Below are 17,089 nucleotides of genomic sequence, written 5' to 3'. Positions count from 1 at the left end.
TTTTAAATCATTATTATCCACAGATAATAATATACAAAAACATTTTATAATTCTCAGTCTTCTATTTTTATAAAATCAGCACTAAAATTTCCTGTAATAAACACGGAAATCGTTACTGTTCACTCCGTGACCAGTAACGCGCTTCGCGATGCACAGAAATCATGCATTCGCATGATTTCGCGCCGCAATTCTCGGGTTTTCTGTGAACTTTGTTCACAAAAAACACCTCGCGGAATATTACCAGTGAACAGTAACCGGAAATCTCTTTACCTTTCAAATCCCAGCTCATCTACGAAACAATCCTGAAATTCCGGGCAGGCCGCCAGTTCCAGAAATTCAATGCTCTGTACCGCTCTTTCGATCTCATGGCGCTCATTCTTATTTAGCAATGCAATCTTAGCACCTTCCCCAGCGATATTTCCCACACACTGTACTTTCTTCACAAAGCTCTCCGGGATCAGACCAATCCGGGCCGCATTTTCTGCATTCATATAATTGCCGAATCCACCAGCCAGATATACAGTCTGGATCTGGGATTCTTCTATGTTTCTTTTCTTTAATAAGAGTTGGATTCCAGCGGCAATGGCTGCTTTGGCAAGTTGAACCTCGCCAATGTCTTTCTGGGTAAGATAGACTCCGCAATCATTCTCGAAACGCGACTGCCCACTCCCATTTTTTTCGTTTCTCTGTAAACACTCCGTTTTCTCACTTTGCTCATCCTCTGACATATTCTGCCCACATTGGGAAAAACCAGTTTCTTGTGGTGGCACAAGCATAAACGTGTCTGCTCTTTCCTGCCCGCTGTGAAGAATTCCATTCTCATCCAGCAAACCAACTCGCAGAAGTTCTGCCACCAGATCAATCAGCCCGGAACCGCATAGGCCTGCAGGCTTCTCACCGCCAATTGTGGTATACTGCCATTTTCCATCTTCATATTTTACATGATCAATAGCTCCCGGAAGCCCCCGCATTCCGCACTGGATCTTCGCCCCTTCAAAGGCTGGGCCAGATGCCGCGGAGCAGGCTGCCAGGCCATATTTATTTCCAAGGATCATCTCTGTGTTAGTTCCGATATCCAGCATTAAAGTTATTTCATCCTTCAAATCCTGTCGAAGAGCCAGAAGACAGCCACTGGTGTCTGCGCCTATGTATCCGGCGATATTCGGAAGAAGGAGCAACTGGCCTTTTGGGTGGATGTGAATACCATAATCAGCTGCGCGCACAGTAAGGGACTGACTGATTGCAGGCGTATATGGCGCATGTACCAAAGAAGCCGGGGAAATTCCAAGAAACAGGTGGTGCATACAGGTGTTTCCAACAAGACTTACCTGATAGATATCTTCCACTCCAGGCATCCATTCAGCGCTTCCAAGCTTGCCATTGACAGCCTGTCCATTCACTTCTTTCTTTTCATTTGTTACTTCGTTTTTGCGATTTTTTATATCTATTGGAAGGGCTTTTCGAGCTTTTACACTAAGGCTTTCCAGTATTTCATTTATTACCTTTCGTACACACGCACTTAACACATCTTCTCCATGTTCCAGCGCATAATTCGCTCTTTGGATCACGTCTCCACCGTACTGCATCTGAGGATTCATTCTACTCTCCACAGCTAATGTCTCCCCTGTTCTGCCATCCAGAAGATAACCTACAATTGTGGTTGTTCCAAGGTCAATTGATGCAGTAAACAACAGCGGGTGTACTCCTTTATAATTATCTTCCTGTCTTTCCTTTGAAGCATCCTGTGAAGCGAAACAGGGTTGCAAATCCAGAATTTCATTATCTATGTAAATCACGTCCCATTCTGCCTCAGAGATTCTTTTTTTATAAAGACTTCCAGCTATTTCTATATCTGTTTTTATGTTTCTCTGAATCGTATGCGAAGCTTTTTCAATTTCAGGGCTCTCATAAACAGCCTCCACCAGCCGCTCCCACTCTGACCTTTTTTCCCCAGTCTCCGGCTTCTCCAGCCGCACCGTTTTCACCTGCAGCTCCGGCTGGAAATTCACCTTTCTGGAAAAACCTTCGCCTAAAATCTTCCCCCTTTTTTTCTTCCCAGGGATTTCCACCCGGCAGTCTTTTTCCACCTTTGTCTGGCACGCCAGAACCGGCTTTCCATCCGCCTTCACCAGACATTTTCCACAGGTTCCAAGTCCACCGCAAGGTGCATCCGGCACAAGTCCCGCCCGAATCTCTGCCTCCAGCACGCTGATTCCCACCGGAACCTCTATACTAATCTCTTCCCTCACAAAATACACCTTAGCCATAACCCAAACTCCCTAAAAACAACCGACCGGGCATGCCCCGGTCGATGTATCATTCTTTCAGCAATTTTTCAACAGCCTTTTTGAAATCATATAATTTATCAATATACACATGAACAATTGTCCCGCAATGTTCTTTCACAATCACTCCATCATAGTCGTGTGCAAGCTGATTTCTTACTTTCAGCATATCCATCCACTCATCACCAGTAATCAGATTCGCCTGAAATGATTCTCTGAGAACTTCTCTTGGTGAGCCAGTGACAAATCCAGTTATTGCATAATACTGTACTAGAATATCTTTCATAACCTTCCACGCCAAGTCAAATGTAATACTGAATTTAGCACTGGTTCCACTAAGTACAAAAGAATCTGACAAATCACGCTGTTTCGCCTCCGCCAGAGAGTCCAGTGAATTTCTAAACGACTCAAATCTTCTTATAAATTTCTCGTCCATATTGTTTTATATCCTCCAACAACAGCTGATTCTGACAAGTATCAAGATCAACCAGATCAATTGTGTACAATGTTGGAATCTCTTCTAAATTCTCCTGCAAATCAAGAATTTCGTGTGAAGCGACTCCAGACACTGCAATGTCAATATCGCTCCGCTCTGTCGCAGTTCCCTTTGCCCGGGATCCATACAGAATTATCTTCTGTGCCCCATACAATCTGCACCGTTGTATAATTTCTGTCATGACCTCATCAACGCGCATAGTTTCCCCCATTTCACTCATAAAACTAATTTCATTATAGGTTAAATCCCACGCAACGTCAATTTGCAAAATCTATCTAATTTATTTCCATCAATATCCAGTATCAAATTATCCTTATCATTTTTTTCCATTTTCTCACTCATTTTCTGACTGCTATCACTGATATTTTTTCAAGTTTTTAAAATGTATTTAAAAAACGTTTGTATTTTACATTTTTTTAATTTTATGTGCTGTAGCAGATTATTTTATGCACACATAAAAAAAGAATTCGGCACAAAGTATTTTTATACACTTTGTACCGAATTTCTCTTATTTCTCTTGTACAAATTTTCTCACAAACTCTTCATACCCGCAAGGCTTTCCCCAGAAATATCCCTGGGTGAATTCCAGGCACAGCTTTCGGATTTTGAGCCATTCCTGGGCACTTTCTACACCTTCAATACAAATCTTCATATCCAGATTATGAATCATGGTACAAAACTGATTCAGAAGATAATATTCCTGTTCATCTGCAAATGCTTTCGCAGTGAAAGAGCGGTCAACCTTAATAATCTCTGGTTTCAGCTCACTGAGATAATGGAAGTTCGAGTATCCGGTTCCAAAGTCATCCAGCGCCAGACTGATTCCCATTCGCTTCAGTTCTGTGAGAAAATGCTTCTCATTTATATTTTGTTCCAGAAGATCGCTCTCTGTCAATTCCACGATCACCGCTACCCGCGGCAGCCCTGCCCTTTTCATTTCTGCACTGATATCCTGGAGCACATCAGACTTGGAAGCCTGTACCTGGGAAATATTAATACTCATCCGGAACCCTGGAAGTATCTTCCGGATCTCACTGCATTTTTCCATAGCCTCTTTCATCATCCAGCGGCCAGCAGGAATAATAAGACCTGTTTCTTCCAGAATTGGAATAAACTCTGCCGGTGAAATCATTCCGAATTTTTCAGAGGTAAAACGCATTAAAGCTTCTGCTCCATAAGGCACTTTTTTATCCTCAGCAAATACAGGCTGATAAAAAGCTGCAAAGCCCTGGAAGCCATTGATCACAGCTTCCCGCAGCTCCTGGGTGATCTCCCTTTTCCGAAGAAATTTTCTGTAGGTTTCCCCATTAAATATATAACAACGGTTTCTTCCCAGCTTCTTCGCCTCATTCAGGGCAAAATCCGTCAGCTTCAATGCTTCTGAACACTGATTTCCCTTTAATGCCGCAAATGGTACAATTCCTCCTGAAACCGTATACATGACTTTAAATTCATTGGTTTCAATAAATCTGTCTATTGCCTCTCTTACTTTATCATAAAGCTTATCCGCATCCTTCACCTCATCAGAAGAAACATCCAGGATCAGAAATTCATCTGCCACAAGCTTGTACACCTTTTGTCCTTCTGATGTGCAGCTGGAAATACACTCTGCCGTTTTCTTAAGTACAAAGTCACCGTACTCCTGTCCGAAGTTATCATTGATTTCCTTAAAATGATCGATTCCTATACGAAGCAGATATCCTGTCTCCAAAGGAGTATCCAGCTGGTTCATATACTCCCGGAAACCAGACTCTCCCAATAGTCCGCTTACATTATCTGCCTTCTGTCTCTCTCCAATTTCATTCACACAACCAATCATGTAAAGAGGTTTCATGTTATCGTCACGGACCAGATACCCTTTGCAATGAATCCAGATCGGCTTTTTTTTCAGATCCAGCCAGCGATATTCCATGCTATGGATGCAGCGGTCTGTTTCTAGAAGATCATCAAATTCCGCTTTCAGTTTTTCATAATCCGGTGCATATACAAATTCCTTATGCTTCGAAATTACATTATGAAAACCATTTTTCGGAATACAGAAACGTTCAAGCGCCTGATTTGCTATGTAATAAAAATCTGACCGAAAGTCAACCACATATGGGTAATTATCTGTAGTTGGGCTCAGAAGATCGATCACACTGCAAAGCTCATCCACAGACATGCTCTGAAACTTTTTCTCCTGCAGGATCACCTCATCTGTGATCTCCTCTGTCGGCTGCTTACTCATACGGGAGAGCAGATTGTCCAGACCTGCTGACCGTGCCACCTTCTTCCTACGCTTCTGACGGTACAGCATGGTATCACTTCGTCTTACAATATCTTTAAAGTCAAAGTCTATATCAGGCTGATAATAAGCATATCCGGCTGACATGCTGAGTGGATACTCCAGCTTGTTCGTTTCCGCTGTTTTTTTCAAAATCAGCTCAAGCGCCTTCAAACGTTCCGGAATCATATCCTTCTCATCGCTATGATACACATATGCAAACTCATCACCGCCAATCCGAAAGCAGTTCTTTACATTCTGAAATGCCTGACTGATACACTGATAACACAGCTTCAGCGCCTCGTCTCCCTTTTCATGTCCAAAACTGTCATTGATCACTTTCAGATTATCCAGATCAAACAAAACCACACCTGTTGTGCGCAGTTTAATATCCCCTTCCTCCAGATATTTCACCATGTCCTCGTAAGCGTTTCGGTTCATAGCCTCTGTGAGCATATCCATGTTGGCTATTTTCTGCAGATAGATCACCTTTTGTTTCTGGATGTATTGATCGTAATATTGGGAAACCTGGATCCAGATCAGCATAATGATAAACAGCAGGGTTCCTATGGGAAGCATAATGGATGTCTGTTGGAATTTTCTTAAATAATAAAGGAACATTTCCGCCATTCCGAATACTATAATCGCACACATAGGATACTGGAATTTCTTAGCTTCATCGTTGCCTTCTTTTCTGGCCTCGTAAAGAATAAGGGCAATTGTGTAAACTGCATTGGCAACCATGATAACATGGGTTGCTGGAAGCAGCCGGAATATATCAATAACTCCTGTACACTGAAGCAGAACATCAGCTGCCATATTTACAAGATAAAGAATGGAAAAAATCAATAAACCTTTGTGGTATCTGCTTTTACAGATATCATATAACAGGAAATTAAATGGTATCGGGAAAAGAAAGAATGAAAAATATTCCACAAAGTACAGGGTTCTTCCATCCGGAATCAAAAACTGCAAAAAACTACATTGTGCCAGTGTCCATATTGCGATCAGCAATGAGAAAAATCCAAGGTTTAAAAAGATCTCTATCTTCGCTTCTGTCTTGTCTCTTCTTTTTCTTCGCACTGCCCCCAAATACAGAACCAGGCAGATGATACTTGCAAACAGGATCCCGCAGCTGAGCATCAGGGTTTCAAAGCTGTCCGTTAAGATTTTCAGAATGCAGTCGCCTCGTGTTCCGTATGCAATGCTGACTTCATTTCCATAATAGTCGTCATATACCGGAATAATTCTGACCTCCAGACTTTTGCCTGCGCTGTCTTCCGGAATATCCACAATGTGCCAGCAGCTTCCCGGTGACTTCATAAAGCCGGGAGCATCCTTTTCATTTCCGTATTCGTATATTTTTTCTCCGTCCAGCCACACTTCTGCAATGGTGTGTGTGGTTTTAAACATGATTGATTTGGGAACATTAAAGTCTTCAGGCAGAGCAATATTCTCTGATTTGATTTCTCCATCTGTCAGTTCTTTTGTTTCGCACTTGATTGTATTATCCCAGAACAGTTTTTCCCTGACCGTACTCCGACTGAAGATCCAGCCCGAAAAACAAATAGCAAACATTCCAAATGCGAACATGGTAATCCATAGTTTCTTTTCTATTTTCATAGTTTCTCCCTACTATATAAAATAGCACTGTTCACTAAGTGCACAATGATCACCTTGTGCTGCAATTCTATGCGAAATTTACCCGCACAGAATATTACCTGTAAACAATGACTTACAACTCATCAAAAGATATACATAGACAGCATATCAAACCCATTTAGCTTTTTCAAGGTTTTGACAGATTTTGTTAAAACCTTTTTATTTGAGGGCAAAAAAATATCTGACGGGGCAATTCTGCCCTGTGCCAGATATTTTCTTCGTTTCTGTCAGCTTATGTGTCTGCCGATTCTCCGGTAATCACGCTCATATTAATGTATGCGACTTCCCTTATGCAAATTTCTCATCCAGATATTCTTTCAGGATTCCCAGATTTTCATCACTGTACAGCTGATCTGCCGCATGCTTATAATTATGAAAAAGCTTAAATTCCACCTTATCTGTCCCAACAATTCTTGTAAGCAGTGCATTCAGTCTCTCAGACTGCAGATACGGAACATCTAAATCCGCATCACCATGCCAGATCAATATATCCGGGCTGTTTTTCTCCGTAAGATTTTTCTCAATATAATATAATGGACTATAATTGTTTTTCTCATCCTCAGTAAGAGTTTTTACATCCTTGCGCATCCAATAAGATTCTACATCTTCGTAGCCGGTATCTTTAATTGCTCCCTGAAGCCACAGGCTGGCCGCCCAGCGGACAATTTTTGGAATCCTCAGCTCCCTGTAATCATCTTCCATAGTTCCGAATTCCATACAGCCGTAATAGTCCAGAATCACCTGAACTTCACTGGAAACAGGATGGTTCTTATCTTCTCCGATAAATGGAACACTATTAAATTCCTCATCATTAGAAGCGCCACAGATCACTGATAAATACCCCCCAGCTGACTCTCCCCAGATTGCAAAACGCTCCGGATCATATCCATATTTCTCTGCATTTGCACGAAGAAAACGGATTGCCGATTTCACATCTTCCACTCCGGCCGGAAAGGCTGCTTCCTGGGCAAGACGATAGTTAACGGATGCACATGCATATCCATGATCGCGGAAATAGCGGTACATCAGCTGCGCCTGACGGGACTGGCTGTCATTGTATACGAAGCCGCCCCCATGTACCAATATGATCAACGGCATAGGTTCTTCACTGTCCGGCACATACAGATCCAGATAATCATTTTCGGAAGTCTCAGAATATGACAGCTTCTCATAAGCTTTTCCACCATTCCATTTGGAAGAATCATCCAATTTCACTGATGGAGAGTATACATTATGAAAAACCACACGAACAGCTTCATGATTGCAACCTAGAATACCAACTATAGCAGCAAGACAGATTCCACCTATGATAAAACCTTTTTTCTTCATTTGTTCAACCTCTTTTCCACCTTAAATCATAAGTCTTTCACTTCATTCACATGGAATTTCCACCACATAAAACCGTTCTTCATCTGCCACGGTAACCTTCACCGGTCCGTTTCCATCTGCCTGTACAACTGCCATTGCCTCACCATAATAAGTCGCCACAGTATGGTCAGTATAATTCCCTTTTACATAAGGAGCCGGGCTTCCGAGTCCCTTCAGGACACCATTTTCTACTGTTACTTTTATGTTATGTTTCTCCATTGGTTTCCAGATTCCCTTGCTATCTGTGTATTGCAGTTGAATAAATGCAAGGCCCTCCGGTTTTACGGTTTTCTCCTCTGGGCGCACCTGAAGAACCGTTTCTTTTCCTGCTGTATGTAATGAATAACGGTTGATTTCTCTTCCGTTTTCATCGTAAGAAACCGCCGTTATCTCCCCATTCTGATAGGTGATATTAAAGTTTGCACGGCATTTTTTCACTTTCTTTTTACCAGCACTTTTGCCATTGATAAACAGCTCAACCTGTGCAGCCCTTACATAAACTTCTACCTTCGCCGGTTCTCCGTTACAGCCATCCCATGCCCAGCTTTCCAGAGCCTTTGTCAGCTGCCAGCCGGTAAGACGAAGCTTCTCTTTCTGGTAAACAGGATCAACTGCAATAAACGGACCTGTCTCTCTTTCAAAAGCAACTCGAGTATATGCAGCCTCTGCACGCGGCTTTCCATTCAGGTCAATTCGACCATTTCCACCTGTCATTCTCGTGGCTGGATCTTCAAATTTATAGTCAGAATACTCTGCTGCACCATCCCCGACTTCTCCGATATAATCCCATCCTGCCCACACAAAATCACCGATAATTCTTTTATTTTTTTTGGCAATTTTCCAGAAACTATACGCATCTTTACAGAAGGTTTCACTTCCAAGAATCAGACGGTTCGGGTACTTTTTCAGATCATGTTTGTAGCGGAAAATACCGTAATTATAACCTGCGATATCCATGTTTGCGTAGGCATCCTTCGTCCTTAAATCGCACGGATAAAGGGTAGCACCGCACTTCATAAAGTAGTCTCCAACCAGACAGGCAAGAGTATTATAGAACTCGCTTCCTACCGGCTTTTTCTTCTTTTCCGGCTTGGTGCTGCCTAATCCTTTTTTTCCATTTTCTGTGGCTTTATTTACTGTCTTTTCACCACTTTTAACTACTTTTTTCTCATTCTTTCCAGCTGCCTGAGCGGCATTTTTCTCTGCATTTCCAGCGCTCTTTTCTGCCTTGTCATCACTGTAAACGCCAAGTCCTATGGAGCTTAAGAAATTGAAGAAAATATTGATTCCGCAGGTAACAGGACGGGTGGAATCCAGGCTGTGAAGATAGTTTGTCATATCACCGGTAAGGGCAATTCCCTTCTTCTGGGCAGTCTCTGCAACCTCATTTCCTGTGGAGTACATAATCACACTTGGATGGTTGTAATCCTTGTCAACCATGTCTTTTAAATCCTGTTTCCACCAGTCAGCAAGCTGTCCGGCATAATCATATTTAGTCTTATGAATGTACCATACATCTACATATTCATCCATCATCAGCATTCCCACACGGTCACAGGCATCCAGAAGTGCCTTAGAGCAAGGATAATGTGCAGAGCGGACTGCATTGTATCCATTTTCTTTGAGAATACGCATTTTACGTTCTTCTGCTTCCGGATACGTACATGCACCAAGCACGCCATTATCGTGATGAAAGCATGCACCGCGAAGAATCACACGCTCTCCGTTAATGGTCATTCCTACCTGAGGATTCCAGATCAATTCACGGATTCCGAAAGTTTCAGTTACTTCGTCTTCACCGAAAATTGCTTTACAGGTATAGAGATTCGGGTGCTCTGTATCCCAGAGCTTTGCGTTTGGAACATCCAGCTGGAAGATGGCCTGGTATGCTGCTTCCTGATTATTTTTTTCCGCTTCCACCTGCGCCAATTCACTCTTCTGACCATTTTTTCCAGTCTGTACTGATTCATTTGGCTGCATGTTTTTATTATCTGATGATATTATTTTGTCATTGTTTACATTTCCTATTTTTGTACTTTCACCAATTACTCCAAGTACTTTAGAGCCCTCAAACTCAATCTTCAGGGAAACCTCTCCAGGCGAAGAAGTTTTCACAACGACCTCAATTCTCGCCGGATCATAGCTTAAAGTACGGATTTTCACGCCGTTTACCGGAATATGTTTTTCTTCCCCAACATACAGATAAGCCGGACGGTAAATACCGGTTCCTGAATACCAGCGGCTGTTTGGCTGGTCAGCATTGCGCGCAATGACTTTGATCTCATTCTCTTTTCCATACTGGAAAAAGCCCTCTGTATCCACATAAAAATTGGTATAACCATAAGGACGGTAAGCCGCCTTTTTCCCATTTATGTAAACTTCACCATTGTGGTAAATACCCTCAAATTCAATGAGGACTTTCTTACCTTTATACTCCTCTGGCACAAAGAAATTCTTGGTATATTCGTAATCCCCACCAATATACCATCCAATATTTCCCTCGCCGGTACTCTCCTGAGTACGCGGCTCACTCAACATGGCGTCATGTGGCAAAGTCACCGGATAAGCTTCCTCATCCCTGGTAAGACACCTGCACATCCAATCCTTGTTAAAATCAATTTTCTGCATACAGTAAACTGCTCCTTTCTGAAATCTCTGTCCTTAAACCAACTACCTTTTCGGCATTCTCGTTCTGTTGACAGTTTACTGCTTTTTCCTATCTCTGTGGAAGAATTAGCGTGAACAGTCCTTTTTTTTACGCTAATAACAGCCCACAGAACTTTATAAATCAAGTCTGTGAGCTGTCTTCTCTACCTTCAGCTCGTTCCCATCCCACACAATATGTACCTGTCCCTCAGCAACAGGCAATGTACAATCAAAGCTGTCGAAAAACTCAGTATGCGGTTCTACCACAAATTCTTTTCCGCCGACTCCAGTAAATTTCAGCCCCATGAAATACTTCGCCAGGAAATAGATCGGGCTTGCAGCCCAGGCATGGCAGAGACTTTTTCCAAAGCGGTCGCCGTACATATCGTACTGAGTTTCTACTGGTGCCTCCGGGTCAAACTCTTCCCAGAAGGTAACTGCACCGCGGTCCAGCATACCGCCCCAGTAATTGCGAATCTTATTTAGTACAAATTCCAGATTTCCGGTCTGGCAGAGCATATCCAGTTCAAAGAAGTTGAAATACGGAGTTGTAATTGCCGGAATTGCATCATTCTTAATTACATTTGCCAGAATTTTCTCCTGCTCTTCTTGTGTTGCAATGTGAAAAAGAATTGCAAAAATATTGGCATGACGGGTCACATTTCTCTTACCGGATTCAAAGGAATCAATAAATGCGCCTTTCTCCTGATCCCAGTATAATTTACGGATCTGCCCGATCAGTTTCTCATATTTCTCCATGTATTCCGGATTTTCTTCTCCAAGAGCCGCACTCACTTTCGCCATGGTCTGCCAGCATGCTGCGAACAGCATCTGCTCTGCACAAAGGGCACCAGTCTTATCCATGTCAGCCCAGTCAATGTAGATCCAGTCATTTTCACGACCTACAAGAAATCCGTTTTCATCCAGCTGACCCTCACAGAACTCCATAAGGGAGCACATTTTCGGATAAACCTGGCGGACAAATTCCAGGTCACCATATGCCTCATAATGATAAAGCACGCCCAGGATCCAGAACAGGGAATAGTCCATGATGGTATTGATATGTCTTGTCATAGGATCATTTCCACGTAGTGCTAAAAGAGTTCTCTGGTCAATATCAGGATCTGCCAGCAGATACTGATTTACAAAAAAGCTCTGGTAGGCGTCTCCAGACCAGATCCATTTGTCACGTTTCACCCCATCCAGGAAAAAGATACCGCTGCAAAGACGGAAGGTATGCTCCGCCACCTCCCAGATTTTATTTAGTTTCTCATCATTACACTTAAAGGAAGCGCGTTTCGGGAAATCTACATACTGATAGAATGCTGTGATTTCCACATCTTCGGCTTTGCAATTCGGAATGAATGCAAAACGGACTGCACAGCATGGGCATCGATTTGTAACCGGATTCGGCTGCCAGCTGTAGTAGCAGTGCTCAAGGTCAAGAGCTTCGTCCTCAGATTCACCGCAAAAAACCTCTAAATCCTCATCTTCGCTTGTACTGTCAACACAATTACTGCGTTTACTTTTCACATAAACCGCCGCCGTCAGTTCCGTCTCAAACTCTGCCAGCACGCCACCGTTTATCTCGCTGATTTTCACCGGCTTGCACTCTTTTTCTGTATATTCCCACACAGTAGGATTCTGTCCCGGCTTGGTAAAATACTTACACACTCCAACCGGCACTAATGGCTGGGAATAATCCTCTGCCTTCCATGTTTTATCAGAATGGATCACCTCACCCTGCACATAAGCGCAAGGAAATGCCTCCACACAGCCTGCATGAATAGAGATCCGCACCTTTCCAGGTGCTACTGTAATCTTCTTTCCAAATGGATATTTCTTCTCCCCATTCTCCCTGGTTACAAGCACATGACCAATCGCATTGGAAAATACAGTAAAACTGGTCTCCTGCTCCAATTCATAAGTCCGGCGGAAAGCCACACGGTTGCGGAAGCCCTCACTCTTCCAAAATGCCGGCCATCCAAAACCTCTCTCCACACGGCTGAAATTCTGCTTCATGGCATGATATAATTCAAAATCTCCCGGATACCAGATCCAAAATGTATTTTCCATTTCCGTTTTCCTCCCGTAAATTATTGCTGTTCACAATCTTTGAACAATAACCAATTCTCATTTCTTGTAAATCTACTCATAATTTAACTATAGTATAAAATGAATTTCTCCAGGAGTCCACAACATCCCACGTTTAAAAAGCTACAGATTACGCTTTCGTATCTGGTTACGGCTGGTGAATTAAACAAAGAAGGCGCAGCTTAAAAACAAACTTTTAAGTCGCACCTTTTTTGTTTACATCATTACATAAAAAATGAAAACCATATATTGCCAGAAACATGGGATTACCATAACCAGCGTCATCGATGGAACCCTTTTCAAATTCATGAATGCCGTGCATGTCAGCGCCAGTGACCACTGGTTTCATCTGAAAATATTGATTCCAATACCAGATTCGTCCACTGCTACCGATTCAAATAACAATAAAAAAACAGCAGGAGTTCATTCTAACAAACGAACGCCTGCTGTCTTCTTGTTAAAATTAATTTCTGTAATGCTTCTACCCAACAGTTCCTACAACACAAACCCAGTTGTATTCTTCCCCTGCGCCTGAATATCCAGACAGCAATCTGCCACATGCTCCTGATTCAGGTCTAGAGAATAATTCACTTTCATGGCAATTTGACCGTCACTTTCTTCCAATTCCAGATTCGTCGCTGAAATTCCCATTTCAAGAGTTCCGAATGGGGTGGTATAAAATGCCATATTACGCTTTCCCTGCTCGAAAACCATATGTGTATTTACCTGTCCTTTTTTTCGGATTTCCATTCCCCTGGAGGATATCTTGATATAATTTACAGTAGGATCTCCCTGCTCGTCCAGCATTTCTTCATAGCGAAGATAATGACTGCCGTTGCGGAAATAATACTCTCCCGGAACCACAATCTCGATGGGCTCATCACCTTCTGGTGTGTCCATCATATGTAAACCTTTTACGTGAATTAAAACTTCTTTTTCCATTGTTTTTCCATTTCTTTCTCTTTTTCAATATTTCTCAATATCAATCTTCTGCGTTTTCTCCACATCAAATGGCAGAATCGAATTGGCAAAGCCCTTGAATTTCTCTGCCAGATCGCTCACATAGAAACGATATGGGAAATCAGACTGTCCCTGTCCGGTGCTCTGCATATCCTGCTCTTTCAGAAGTCTGCCAAGCTCCAGTGCCGTCTCGTACGCCGGGTTCACCAAAGTAACCCCCTCTCCCATGATCTGTCCGATGGTAGAACGGAGCAGTGGATAATGGGTACAGCCAAGGATCAGTGTATCAATATCTTTTTCCTGTAGTTCCCTCAGATATCTGCTTGCAACTTCCACTGTCACCGGATCATGAGTCCAGCCTTCCTCTACCAACGGTACAAATAAGGGACATGGCTTTCCAATCACTGTAATCTCCGGATCGATCTTTTTCAGAACCTCCGCGTGGATTCCACTTCCAACAGTACCTTCTGTACCGATGATTCCCACCCGTTTATTTCTGGTAACCTGCGCAGCTACCTTGGCACCGGCTTCAATCACTCCAAGAATGGGAATGTCAAATTCTTCCTGAACTGCCTCCAGAGCAAACGCACTGGCTGTATTACAGGCCACCACAATCGCCTTCACCTTCTGCTCTTTCAGGAAACGGATTATCTGACGGGAATATCCTATAATAGTCTCTCTGGATTTGCTGCCATATGGAACTCTGGCAGTATCGCCGAAATACACGATTTTCTCTGCTGGAAGATTCCGCATGATCTCCCTTGCCACAGTAAGTCCGCCAATACCGGAATCAAACACACCAACAGGCGCATCTCTGTCTATTTTCATTTATCTATCTCCAAATTCATAGTCAAGCGATATTTGCAATCTGTATTTCATTTTAACACCAAAGGAGCGGCGGTGCAAGTGCTTGTACTACATCAAAGCGTTAAGTGTCCCCACGTTACGGTTCACTGGTAACATTCCGCGAAGTGTTTTTTGCGAACAGTAACGTCTCCACAATCCAGAAATGAAATCTTGGCTCTGCTTTCTGACCGTTCTCCGTCCTCGGTGCTTCCATAAAACAGAACTGGGGATAAATGGTTCCCCACCACGCAAGAAGGTTGGAAGTTTTATTAAAATTTTCACTGCATGGGCAAAGTAATACAGCTGTCAGAAGTGCTGCCGCTATATGATATTTGTTTTTTTTCAGACAAAGCATAAAAGTACCTCCCATATTTTTCTTAACAAAAGTATTCCCTGTCCCGGCCCGGAATAATCACATTTATTCCCACTGCTTATTGCTTTTCGCAACTTCCCTGGAGCGTGTCTGAAAAAGGCTTTCTGCAAGATGTGCGTCACAATTTGTGGGAGATTCGGCTAAAATTTCACTTCCAGTTCCTTTCCATAAATTTTCAGTTCTGGCAATTCAGACAAAGCACCACGTTCATAAAACTCATGATAAACCTCACGAAGCGTTACTGCCTGTCCCGGGCTTCCATTTGGATTATTTTCCAGCAGCCCAAGAAGATACTCTCCCAGAGAAACGTCCTGAGGGCTTACCCAGGCTACTGCTTCAGATGCCGCAGCACAGCGAAACACATAAACATTTTCACCTATAGTCGGCTCCTGCTTCAGATACTCAAGGACCTGCTCCCAACGCCCTCCATCTAACAAACTCTCGCCCAAAACCAGAATTTCCAGATGTCCCATATCCAGATATTTTTCCTGTGTCCGGCTGTATATATTTTCAATCTCACGGAAAGTTTCTCCCTGAATCGACGGAGCAGCATTCCCCTGGTCTTCCCCGTCTTTTTCCTGTCCTGTAGATTTTGGAAGATCCGGAATTCCGTAAGTCAGCAGATATTTCCCCTCTGTAATATCGGCTCCAAGTGCAAGCGGATACATGCGTTTCTCCGGTTCCACACCACCACAGCCGGCTAACAGAAACAATGCACTGACACACGCTACGGCAAGCTTCTTTTTCCACTTCTTTTTGCCTGTCATAAAAAACATAATCTGAAGCACCAGCATTCCGGGCACAAAAATATATTTCAAATATAATGGAAAACTATTCCGGATTCCCCATCTTTCAATATCCCACACAGCTCCGGCAAAAACCAGAATGGATATCCACAGCTTTCCAGTTCCCATATCTGCTTTTTCCACAATTAAATGACCATAATGCAGAAAACTTCCAATAGAAAATAAAAGGCTGTATAAAAGAAATCCCATCCAGAGGACATCAAATCTTGCCAATACATTCCCTGGAAGCTCCGCACCTGACAGAAGCGGCAAAATCGGACAGCTTTCATATTTCAGCCGCCCCCATCCAAATACAGAAGGAAGCAGCAATTCCGTCAGAATAAGCAAAATTCCCAGGGTAAAAACGGCAAGGCTTACAGTTTTCCCTGTATCTTTACTGTTTCCTACACAGTTCAGTGCAAAGGGAAGCAGCCCCAATCCGGAAAATGCACATATCACATCATATCCACTTTCCAGAATTTTTCTTCCTGAGAAAGAGGAATTCCATACCATTTCCTGAAAATACTCCCATTTTCCCTGTCCCACAGCCAGGACTAACATAAGCATAACCGCTGCAAGTACCACGCCTCCTGACACTTCTCCCATTCTGCCTCGCCTCTGAATCCCCTTTTGCGTGCCCAGACTGCAAACCAGCAATGTGATCAGACATAGCCATTTTTTTCCTATACCTGTTCCCAGACTAACTGCAACAATTTCTCCCAGAAGGTTCAAAAGAAATGCGGCTCCAAAAATACAGTATATAAGAAAAAACAACGCTGTCAGCCGTCCCCACACCACACCGGCTGTTTTGCAGGGCCTGGCAAAAGCATAACGAAGACGGATGAGGAAAATCACATAAAACAGCACAGCTGCAAGGGCTGCTGCAGTCCCTGCCAGCCCGCCAAGCCCCAGAGTTTTTCTGTTTCCGAAAAGGCACAATATTAATGGTGCAATAAACGCAATCACGATCTGCCTGTAGAGCTGCCGCTGGGAGATTCGATTATTTTCTGCAAATTTCATTTATTCCTGCTACCTATCCTTCCTGTTTTTATTGCGGATTTTTTGCAGTCTCACTCGCTCATTTTGTCTGACATATGAAGGACGCCTCCATCTCTTTTTAAATGGCACTCTCACAATTTTGTTTCCAGTCCCATTATCCATACTTTGTTTGACAAAGGGCGTCAGATATGGGACTCCAAAGCTGAGAAGTCCTGCCAGATGTGATACTGTCAGATATACTCCGATCACAATTCCAAAAATCCCCAGATATCCTCCCAAAAACAAAAAGAAGTATTTAAGCATCCGAAATGC

13 protein-coding genes are annotated in these 17,089 nt (G+C 43.0%); all 13 read right to left on the bottom strand.

The genetic code is table 11. The annotated features are described in order from the left end of the window. Nucleotides 1-266: 266 nt before the first annotated feature. A complete protein-coding gene (locus AB5170_RS01230) occupies nt 267-2,267 on the bottom strand; it encodes an ASKHA domain-containing protein (protein WP_368361342.1) in 2,001 nt (666 codons plus the stop codon). Nucleotides 2,268-2,316: 49 nt separating this feature from the next. Beyond that, the gene (locus AB5170_RS01225; RefSeq protein WP_118577587.1) at nt 2,317-2,721 is read right to left on the bottom strand and encodes an HI0074 family nucleotidyltransferase substrate-binding subunit; all 405 of its coding nucleotides are present in this window, start codon (nt 2,719-2,721) and stop codon (nt 2,317-2,319) included. Further along, nucleotides 2,693-3,001: a nucleotidyltransferase family protein gene (locus AB5170_RS01220; RefSeq protein ID WP_226814871.1), complete on the bottom strand. Its 309-nt coding sequence runs from the start codon at nt 2,999-3,001 to the stop codon at nt 2,693-2,695. Before AB5170_RS01220 ends, AB5170_RS01225 begins: the two co-directional genes overlap by 29 nt. Before the next feature lie 288 nt (nt 3,002-3,289). After that, nucleotides 3,290-6,667 carry an EAL domain-containing protein gene (locus tag AB5170_RS01215; protein ID WP_368361341.1) on the bottom strand — a complete coding sequence of 1,126 codons (3,378 nt, stop codon included), beginning with the start codon at nt 6,665-6,667 and terminating at the stop codon, nt 3,290-3,292. 327 nt (nt 6,668-6,994) lie between these two features. Further along, nucleotides 6,995-8,035 carry an alpha/beta hydrolase fold domain-containing protein gene (locus AB5170_RS01210; RefSeq protein WP_368361340.1) on the bottom strand — a complete coding sequence of 347 codons (1,041 nt, stop codon included), beginning with the start codon at nt 8,033-8,035 and terminating at the stop codon, nt 6,995-6,997. Nucleotides 8,036-8,077: 42 nt separating this feature from the next. After that, a complete protein-coding gene (locus AB5170_RS01205) occupies nt 8,078-10,702 on the bottom strand; it encodes a glycoside hydrolase family 2 TIM barrel-domain containing protein (RefSeq protein ID WP_368361339.1) in 2,625 nt (874 codons plus the stop codon). A 153-nt stretch (nt 10,703-10,855) separates the two neighbouring features. After that, the gene (locus AB5170_RS01200; protein WP_118577591.1) at nt 10,856-12,796 is read right to left on the bottom strand and encodes an amylo-alpha-1,6-glucosidase; all 1,941 of its coding nucleotides are present in this window, start codon (nt 12,794-12,796) and stop codon (nt 10,856-10,858) included. Nucleotides 12,797-13,309: 513 nt separating this feature from the next. After that, a complete protein-coding gene (locus AB5170_RS01195) occupies nt 13,310-13,756 on the bottom strand; it encodes a DUF1934 domain-containing protein (protein ID WP_368361338.1) in 447 nt (148 codons plus the stop codon). A gap of 24 nt (nt 13,757-13,780) precedes the next feature. Continuing rightward, a complete protein-coding gene (gene murI, locus AB5170_RS01190) occupies nt 13,781-14,596 on the bottom strand; it encodes a glutamate racemase (protein ID WP_368361355.1) in 816 nt (271 codons plus the stop codon). A 121-nt stretch (nt 14,597-14,717) separates the two neighbouring features. After that, a complete protein-coding gene (locus AB5170_RS01185; protein ID WP_368361337.1) occupies nt 14,718-14,975 on the bottom strand; it encodes a hypothetical protein in 258 nt (85 codons plus the stop codon). A gap of 63 nt (nt 14,976-15,038) precedes the next feature. Next, nucleotides 15,039-15,140, bottom strand: a complete 102-nt coding sequence (locus AB5170_RS01180) for a DUF6783 domain-containing protein (protein WP_368361354.1) — start codon at nt 15,138-15,140, stop codon at nt 15,039-15,041. Continuing rightward, nucleotides 15,134-16,798, bottom strand: a complete 1,665-nt coding sequence (locus AB5170_RS01175) for a GerAB/ArcD/ProY family transporter (RefSeq protein ID WP_173715751.1) — start codon at nt 16,796-16,798, stop codon at nt 15,134-15,136. The genes AB5170_RS01180 and AB5170_RS01175 overlap by 7 nt, the downstream gene beginning before the upstream one ends. Nucleotides 16,799-16,807: 9 nt before the next feature. Next, the coding region (locus AB5170_RS01170) for a spore germination protein (protein ID WP_368365032.1) at nt 16,808-17,089 on the bottom strand (282 nt) is incomplete at its 5' end.

This window comes from Ruminococcus sp. RTP21484sp1_RTP21281st1_A8_RTP21281_210402 (assembly GCF_040914025.1).
Lineage (GTDB): Bacteria > Bacillota > Clostridia > Lachnospirales > Lachnospiraceae > Blautia_A > Blautia_A faecis.
Note: the sequence above shows the minus strand (reverse complement) of the source record. Positions and strands in the feature narration are given on the sequence as shown.

Excerpts from the sequence above, each read along its gene's own strand:
- AB5170_RS01230 (WP_368361342.1), bottom strand. The coding sequence starts at position 2,267 with ATGGCTAAGGTGTATTTTGTGAGGGAAGAGATTAGTATAGAGGTTCCG.
- AB5170_RS01225 (WP_118577587.1), bottom strand. The coding sequence starts at position 2,721 with ATGGACGAGAAATTTATAAGAAGATTTGAGTCGTTTAGAAATTCACTG.
- AB5170_RS01220 (WP_226814871.1), bottom strand. The coding sequence starts at position 3,001 with ATGAGTGAAATGGGGGAAACTATGCGCGTTGATGAGGTCATGACAGAA.
- AB5170_RS01215 (WP_368361341.1), bottom strand. The coding sequence starts at position 6,667 with ATGAAAATAGAAAAGAAACTATGGATTACCATGTTCGCATTTGGAATG.
- AB5170_RS01210 (WP_368361340.1), bottom strand. The coding sequence starts at position 8,035 with ATGAAGAAAAAAGGTTTTATCATAGGTGGAATCTGTCTTGCTGCTATA.
- AB5170_RS01205 (WP_368361339.1), bottom strand. The coding sequence starts at position 10,702 with ATGCAGAAAATTGATTTTAACAAGGATTGGATGTGCAGGTGTCTTACC.
- AB5170_RS01200 (WP_118577591.1), bottom strand. The coding sequence starts at position 12,796 with ATGGAAAATACATTTTGGATCTGGTATCCGGGAGATTTTGAATTATAT.
- AB5170_RS01195 (WP_368361338.1), bottom strand. The coding sequence starts at position 13,756 with ATGGAAAAAGAAGTTTTAATTCACGTAAAAGGTTTACATATGATGGAC.
- AB5170_RS01185 (WP_368361337.1), bottom strand. The coding sequence starts at position 14,975 with ATGCTTTGTCTGAAAAAAAACAAATATCATATAGCGGCAGCACTTCTG.
- AB5170_RS01175 (WP_173715751.1), bottom strand. The coding sequence starts at position 16,798 with ATGAAATTTGCAGAAAATAATCGAATCTCCCAGCGGCAGCTCTACAGG.